General features: G+C 43.0%; 6 protein-coding genes. 2 read left to right on the top strand and 4 right to left on the bottom strand.

What is annotated here, in order from left to right; translation table 11 throughout:
• Positions 1-240 precede the first annotated feature (240 nt).
• Positions 241-1,905, top strand: coding sequence for an AMP-binding protein (locus VLN09_RS08275; protein ID WP_325245457.1), 1,665 nt, complete (start codon positions 241-243; stop codon positions 1,903-1,905).
• Between the two features lie 109 nt (positions 1,906-2,014).
• Here VLN09_RS08275 and VLN09_RS08270 read toward each other — a convergent pair whose 3' ends face one another.
• The 4 genes from VLN09_RS08270 to hemA form a co-directional block, all read right to left on the bottom strand.
• Positions 2,015-2,434, bottom strand: a complete 420-nt coding sequence (locus tag VLN09_RS08270) for a DUF6691 family protein (protein ID WP_325245455.1) — start codon at positions 2,432-2,434, stop codon at positions 2,015-2,017.
• Positions 2,435-2,525: 91 nt separating this feature from the next.
• The gene (locus VLN09_RS08265; RefSeq protein WP_325245453.1) at positions 2,526-2,963 is read right to left on the bottom strand and encodes a YeeE/YedE family protein; all 438 of its coding nucleotides are present in this window, start codon (positions 2,961-2,963) and stop codon (positions 2,526-2,528) included.
• A 249-nt stretch (positions 2,964-3,212) separates the two neighbouring features.
• Positions 3,213-4,349 (bottom strand): aminotransferase class V-fold PLP-dependent enzyme, encoded by a 1,137-nt coding sequence (locus tag VLN09_RS08260; RefSeq protein WP_325245451.1) that lies wholly within the window; start codon positions 4,347-4,349, stop codon positions 3,213-3,215.
• A gap of 567 nt (positions 4,350-4,916) precedes the next feature.
• A complete protein-coding gene (gene hemA, locus VLN09_RS08255) occupies positions 4,917-6,326 on the bottom strand; it encodes a glutamyl-tRNA reductase (protein ID WP_325245449.1) in 1,410 nt (469 codons plus the stop codon).
• A gap of 521 nt (positions 6,327-6,847) precedes the next feature.
• Between hemA and VLN09_RS08250 the strand changes: the two genes are divergently transcribed.
• Positions 6,848-7,496: tetratricopeptide repeat protein (locus tag VLN09_RS08250; RefSeq protein ID WP_414709109.1), on the top strand; the 649-nt coding region annotated here is incomplete at its 3' end.

The raw sequence follows: 7,496 nt of genomic DNA, 5'->3' as shown, positions 1-7,496 counted from the left end.
TATTATCATCAGCTATGCAGACAAGCGACTGATGAGTGAACACTAAATTCCTAATAGTGAAGAAGCGCCTTTTTTAGAAAGCTGATTTTTTTACTGAGTTAAATAAACGCCACAAAACCTGACCAAATTTTGCTTACAACTGTCTATAATAATCAAATACTGATACAGTCGACTGATTAAAGTGACATATCCTCATTACTACGTTATCGGCTATAAGAACCATGATAAAGGACTATCTAAATGACTGACTTCCACACCGGTCTCGGCAAAAATGCTGCCAACCATCAACCGCTTACCCCTATCGATTTTATTATCCGTAGTGCTCAGGTTTATCCTAACAGAACTGCCATCATCTATGATGACTTAGAACATAACAATCTTACCCAAACATGGCAGCAGACCTACACGCGTTGTCGGCAATTGGCAGATGGCCTACGTAAATTAGGCATTGATAAAAATGACACAGTTGCGGTCATGATGCCAAATACGCCAGCCATGGTTGAGTGCGCCTTTGGCGTGCCCATGTCAGGCGGCGTGCTTTGTACGTTAAATACTCGCCTTGATATCAATGCCCTTACCTTCTGCTTGCAGCATTCAGAGGCCAAAGCCTTGATTTTGGATAGCGAGTTTGCTGACTATGCTGACATTATCGCTGAAACCTTTCCCAATTTAATCGTCATTCATGCGACTGATGTCGCCATCGATGTCGAACCCTTTGGACAAATGAGCTACGAGGCATTAATTGCTAGCTCTGATAATTTGGACAATTGGGAAAAGCCACTCGATGAATGGGAAGCGATTGCACTCAATTACACCTCTGGCACTACTGGCAAACCCAAAGGCGTGGTCTATCACCATCGCGGTGCTACTCTCAACGCTGTCTCTAACATCTTAGACTGGGACATGCCAAAGCACCCCATGTATCTATGGACGCTGCCACTATTTCATTGTAATGGTTGGTGTTTCCCATGGACCATCGCGGAGCGCGCGGGCGTCAACGTCTGCTTGCGCAAGATTGACGCTGATTTGATTTTGCAGCTGATTGCCAAGCATAAAGTCTCGCATTACTGCTCAGCGCCGGTGGTGCACAATATGATTGCTGGCGGCAAGCCTGAATATAAAGAAGCCATCAATCATGAAGTCAAAGGCTGGGTCGCTGGTGCACCGCCTTCTGAAACCATGCTCGCAGCCATGGAAGCGATGGGCTTTCATATCTCTCACGTTTATGGTCTGACCGAAGTTTATGGTCCGGTCACCGTCTGCGCTGAGCAAGAAGAATGGGATAAGCTTGATGTCGCCACGCGCGCGCAGAAGAAATCACGTCAAGGTGTAACCTCGCATTTAATGACAGGGTTTGAGCTATTTAAACAAGGTACGACTGAGCCTGTTGCTGCTGATGGTGAAGAGATGGGCGAGCTGGCACTGCGCGGCAATATGGTAATGAAAGGTTATCTAAAAAGTCGAAAAGCAACCGAAGAAGCCTTTGCTGATGGTTGGTTCCGCACCGGTGATTTGGGTGTTAAATATCCTGACGGCTATATCAAAATTATGGATAGGCTAAAAGATATTATCATCTCAGGTGGCGAAAATATCTCTAGCATCGAAGTTGAGAACGTCCTATATAAAATGCCAGAAATCCAAAGCTGCGCTGTCGTTGCCGCGCCGCATGATAAATGGGGTGAAGTGCCCGTGGCCTTTATCGAGATTCATGAAGGCAGCACTTTGCAGCGTGACACTGTAATGGAGCATTGCAAGCAGCATTTGGCTGGTTTTAAAGTGCCGAAATATATTGTCTTTGCCGAAATACCTAAAACCAGCACTGGTAAAGTACAAAAATTTGAGCTGCGGCAAGCAGCTAAATCACTGGCGCATGAAACACCAAAAGTCACCACTAGTATGAAATAAGTCCTTAAAATATGAGAGCATTTTGAATTATTAAATATAAAAAAGGTCAGTCTAACGAATGTCAGCTGACCTTTTTATTTAGGTTAATATGGTAAAAGCACACTATTTATCAATTAAGTTTAGGCTCAAGCCATTGATAAACTAGCATGCCGACTATCATCGCAGGAATAAAGACATAAGCCTGCCATTGTCCTGTGCCGAGCAGCACGATACCAGGACCTGGGCAAATACCCACCAAACCCCAACCGATACCGAACAACATCGCACCTATAAGCAAGTTTTTATTAATGGTGGTTTTAGTTGGCATATCGATTGACGTGCCAATCCAACTGGTCTGTTGACGCTTAGCTAATTGGACGCCAACGATTGCAACTATTAAGCCGCCACCCATTACTAATGCAAGGGAGATATCCCAAGCACCAAAGACATCCAAAAACCCTTGTACCTTGACAGGATCGGTCATACCTGAGATTAATAGCCCGATACCAAATAGCAGACCTGCCAGTAATCCAATTATATTTTTTAGCATGATTATGTCTCGCACTTCATTTGTTGATATAAGCTGTTATAAATCGTACTCAATACGGTCTTAGCAATATTAGCCATACGTGACTACATGGTTAAATCAAGCCCAAGAGATGTCGACCAATATAAACCGTCACAATACCAAATAACATAAAGGTCACCGTCGCGGCCATCGAACGTGGCGACAGGCGCGCGTTACCACAGATACCATGTCCACTGGTACAACCTGAACCCAAACGCGTCCCAAAACCAACCAGCAATCCTGCGCCAATAAGTAATGGCAAAGAGGTACTAATCTCTATATCGGGCAACGGTTTAACCAAACTATAGAGTAATGGTGAAATAACGAGACCAAGTATAAATAAAACTTGCCACATCTCTACACGTTTAGGCTTAAGTAGACTTGAGAAAATACCGCTAATACCTGCAATACGACCAATACCCAATAGCAAGATAACGGTCGCTACACCTAGCATGAGACCGCCTACTAAGGAGATCGGCGTAAAGGCTTGCCAGTCTATTTGTATACCCATAATAATTACCTAAGCTGATTTTTTATTAAAAATAGTTTTATATCTTCAATTGAGTTTAACAACGATATCGTACTACTGCTATGAATGACTCCTTGTTATTTATATTTTACTATAAATCAATTTACTTAAATACATTATATTATAAAATATAATAAATAAGTAAAAAAATACTGAACCTTGCGTCATGCAATGTTCAGTACCTCTTTATTTGATTGCTGACTGGCTTAATAAACGAGTCAACCGCTCAAATTATTTTGCTAGCACTTCATCAAGTGCTTTTTCAAAACGCTCTACTGCACCATCAACATCAGTCAATTTGTCCAAGCCAAATAGACCTAAACGGAATGTTTTGAAGTTATCAGGCTCACCAACTTTTAAGGGTACACCAGCAGCGATTTGCAATCCGGCTTCAGCGAAAGCACTGCCTTTATGCATGTCATCACGGTCAGTATAAGACACCACAACACCTGGAGCTTCAAAACCCTCAGCTGCAACGCTTTCGATACCTTTCTCTGCCAGTACCTTACGAATACGCTTGCCAAGCTCCCACTGTGCATCACGCAAGGTATCAAAGCCAATCTCTTTCGCTTCTAAGATAGTATCGCGGAATTGACGCAAGCTATCGGTTGGCATAGTCGCATGATAAGCGTGACCGCCATTTTCATACGCACGCATGATGGTTAACCATTGCTTTAAATCAAGGCTAAAGGAATTAGATTCAGTGGTTTCTACTTTTTTGATGGCAGCGTCGCTTAGCATAACTAGACCCGCGCATGGCGTGCTACTCCAGCCTTTTTGCGGTGCACTAATGAGCACATCAATGCCCAATTTTTTCATATCTAACCATACGCAGCCTGAAGCGATACAATCAATAACCAATAAACCGCCAACGCTATGTACGGCTTCACTCAATGCTTTGATGTAGTCTTCTGACAAGATAATGCCAGACGACGTTTCAACGTGCGGCGCATAAACGACGGCAGGTTTGTCTTCTTTAATTTTGGCAACCGCCGTTTCGATATCAACTGGCGCAAATGGTTTTGGCGCTTCAGTGTCTTCTGTACGTTCAGCCGTTAGTACCGTCGATGATTTGGCAAATTTGCCTTTTTCTAAAATTTGCGTCCAGCGATAGCTAAACCAACCGTTACGAATAATCAGGCAATCTTCATCAATGGTCAGTTGACGGGCGACTGCTTCCATACCATAAGTACCAGAACCTGGAATAATAACCGCTGCTTCAGCGTTATAGACGGTCTTTAGGTTACTCAGCAAATCATTCATTACCTCTTGAAAGGCTTTTGACATATGATTGAGGGCACGGTCAGTATAAACCACTGAATATTCTAATAAGCCGTTTGGATCAATATCTTGACGTAATGCAGTCATGTGACGCTCCTGTCTGTTGTAATATTTTTTAAGTATGAATGATAATAAAATCTAGATACTGTCTGAGTTAATTTAGGTCAGCTATTATTTTGATGAAATGTTTTTTTGACCAAACAATATGATAGCCAGATACTATTGTAGATAGTATTCACTAAGTACAGATATCAAATAATAATTGGGGATTTGACGCAGGGTGGACGATATAGCACTTTCTCCTAGCGCTATTGCCGTTGATGGTAGTATCTTGTACGTCGTTGATGTCATCAAATCTTAAGTGAAATCGTATAAGACATGCGCACCATTATCGTTGCTACGCAGTGGCAGGCTGATAACAATGATCATTGAAACTGATTGGATAAATAGAAGTTAAATAGTATAAAGACGCTGGTATTGTAACGAATACCGCTCGAGTATCCTAAAAACATTCCCTATTTATCAATCAAGCATCATCACTTAATATCGTCATAACAGCTCGATATTAGCACCGATAATGCAGGTTGACAATGCTATGTTGACGTTAAAATCATACTGATACAATTTATTATTTTTGATAATAAAAGACAATTATCAGTGATTTCGATGGGCGTCTTGTAGACCTGATACGACAAAGTCGAGTAACTCATTGTCACCTTCACCTGCTGCTTTACGCATCAACTTGGAGGGTGCATGGGTTAAGGATTGCGTTAAGCGCCGCGTCAGCTCAATCATAATATCTTCAGGGTTGGCACTATCGCCTTGCAGCTCTGCGATAGACTCCTGCAATAGTTTGTTTACCTGCTCATGAGTACGCACGCGATATTGCTGAATATCCTTGCCTACTTGGCGCACTTGAAAGCGGCGATCCATCTCAACCACCAATTGACTGACCAACAGCTCAGCGTCTACTGCTGCTTGACGGCGTTGTTCGATATTACCGGCTATCACATACTGCAAATCATCGATGGAATATAGATAAACATCGTCTATCCGGCTGACAGTAGAATCAATATCACGCGGCACCGCCAAATCAATCATCAGCATCGGCTGATAGCGACGGCTCTTTAGTGCCTGCATTGTCATGGTTTTATCAATCAATATGTCCATGCTACCGCTACAGCTACTCACAATATCGGCTTCCGCCAATACTTGCCCGAGCTCATATAAAGGTCGCACATCAATGCGCCGATTAGGCTGACGCAGCTCGGCTGCTAACGCTTCTGCGCGTTCAGGGTTGCGATTACAAATAATAACGCGCCCAACCCCAAGACCCGCGATATGCGTCGCCACCAATCGATTCATCTCCCCAGCCGCTACTATCAATAACGTGCGGCTTGGCAAGTCATCAAATATTTGCGTGACCAACTTGGCAGCAGCGTAGCTAAGCGATACTGCCTGTGCGCCAACTTGGGTCTCATTACGTACCCGTTTTGCCGCTGCAAATACCTGATCCACAATCCAGCCCAACTGGTTACTGAGGGTTCTTTGGTCTTGTGCCAGATGTACAGAACGCTTAATTTGCCCCAGTATCTGTGGTTCACCAAGTATCATAGAGTCAAGCCCTGAGGCGACTCGCAGCCAATGAGTCAAGGCATGAGTATCACGGTGGACATACAGATAAGGGTCAATCTCGGTAAGTGGCAACTGCTTAAAATCAGCAAGCCAAGTTTTTATTTTTAGGATATGAGCGCTGATGACCGCAGAGGAGAGATTGGCACTACTAGTCAAGGTATTGCTGCTCTCGACAACTGACGAAGGCAAATTTTGTATTGACGGGCTTGATGGTAATAAGTTTTGAGATACTGGACTTTGGGGTGCTGAGCTTTGAGGCACCAACGCATAAATCTCAGTACGGTTGCAGGTCGAGACAATCACGCTACCATCATTAAAACCTTGCAGCTGCTCAAGTGCGACATTGACATCGTCACCCACAAGCGCCAAGCGCTCTCGTAGAGCGACTGGTGCGGTTTTGTGATTGACGCCAATGACCACTAATCTCATTATTGATAGACCATAAATATAACGTTCACTCGCCAGCTAAGCGCGCTTAGCGGTTTGCATTTAAAAGATTAAAATCCTATTTTTCAAAGAAAGCTCATGATAAGAAAGCTCATGATAAGAAACCTTTGAAAAATAGCCTTTAACAGCTAATACTGTCAGTAAAGTGCTAAAAAGCGCTTATTATATCATTATTGGCAGATTTATTTAACACTCGCCTCTATCAGCCAGCACTTTGTCTGTATCTGGGCGCCGTACTGACAAATCAACTGCGATTGCAGGCTTAATAGGCAAACGCTTTAGCGTAAACTTCTCTTATTACTGCTCAAGTAACACGGCTGCTATTGTTTATCTTCTCACTCTGCTCTTATAATGTTTGACATTGGTATTCATCATAGATATCTGTTTTTAAAACGATTATAATAAAATCAGCCTTTTATATCGCAAATGATTTTATGCCATACAAAAATAGGTAAATACTGCACGCTATGGTTTTATTTGGCTCATCCTTTAGACTACAACCCATGCATAACGCTCAATCTAGCCTTCGAGTATTAATGCATACTCTTATCGAGCGTCTATGCCAACGTTATAAGCTAGCGTTTTCGCTGGCGGTTTTTTTGTGCCTAGGATTCCCTGCTCATGCTGCCCATGCAAGCGCCGCATCAAACACAATTTTGCCCCAAATATCCCCTATTAGCACCAGTACTGCAACCATTACCACTACTATTAATGCCTCTAACAAAGTCGTTAATAGTCATATACCGATGACTGAAAGTGTGATTAATAACAATTCTTTAACCGAAAACCCTATATCAGATTTTAATGAACCAAGCTTGTATGCACTATTGGATGCAGAATTTTCAGCTAATCGTGATGATACCGAGCGGGCACTGACTATCTATAAACAGCAATCCTTTAAACAAGATGCCACAGCGGTATTTGAAAGAGCGCTGAGCTTATCATTACGCAATGATAGGGTTGAAGAATCCTTACAATTTGCTAAAGCATGGCAAGATGAAAACCCAGATCATGTGCCCGCTTGGTTTTATGTTGCTCACTTGGCATTGCGCGCGCACGATTATGAATTGGCCGGCGAGACCCTAAATCGTATCTTAAGCTACGATCCGCGCGCGGACCTGAGTGAAATCCTGATTGGCATTTATCCAAACA

Source organism: Psychrobacter sp. (assembly GCF_035469765.1).
In the GTDB taxonomy this organism is placed as follows: domain Bacteria; phylum Pseudomonadota; class Gammaproteobacteria; order Pseudomonadales; family Moraxellaceae; genus Psychrobacter.
Note: the sequence above shows the minus strand (reverse complement) of the source record. Positions and strands in the feature narration are given on the sequence as shown.

What these genes read in the sequence shown, in the direction of transcription:
- VLN09_RS08270 (WP_325245455.1), bottom strand. Translation starts at nt 2,434, where the DNA reads ATGCTAAAAAATATAATTGGATTACTGGCAGGTCTGCTATTTGGTATC.
- hemA (WP_325245449.1), bottom strand. Translation starts at nt 6,326, where the DNA reads ATGAGATTAGTGGTCATTGGCGTCAATCACAAAACCGCACCAGTCGCT.
- VLN09_RS08275 (WP_325245457.1), top strand. Translation starts at nt 241, where the DNA reads ATGACTGACTTCCACACCGGTCTCGGCAAAAATGCTGCCAACCATCAA.
- VLN09_RS08265 (WP_325245453.1), bottom strand. Translation starts at nt 2,963, where the DNA reads ATGGGTATACAAATAGACTGGCAAGCCTTTACGCCGATCTCCTTAGTA.
- VLN09_RS08260 (WP_325245451.1), bottom strand. Translation starts at nt 4,349, where the DNA reads ATGACTGCATTACGTCAAGATATTGATCCAAACGGCTTATTAGAATAT.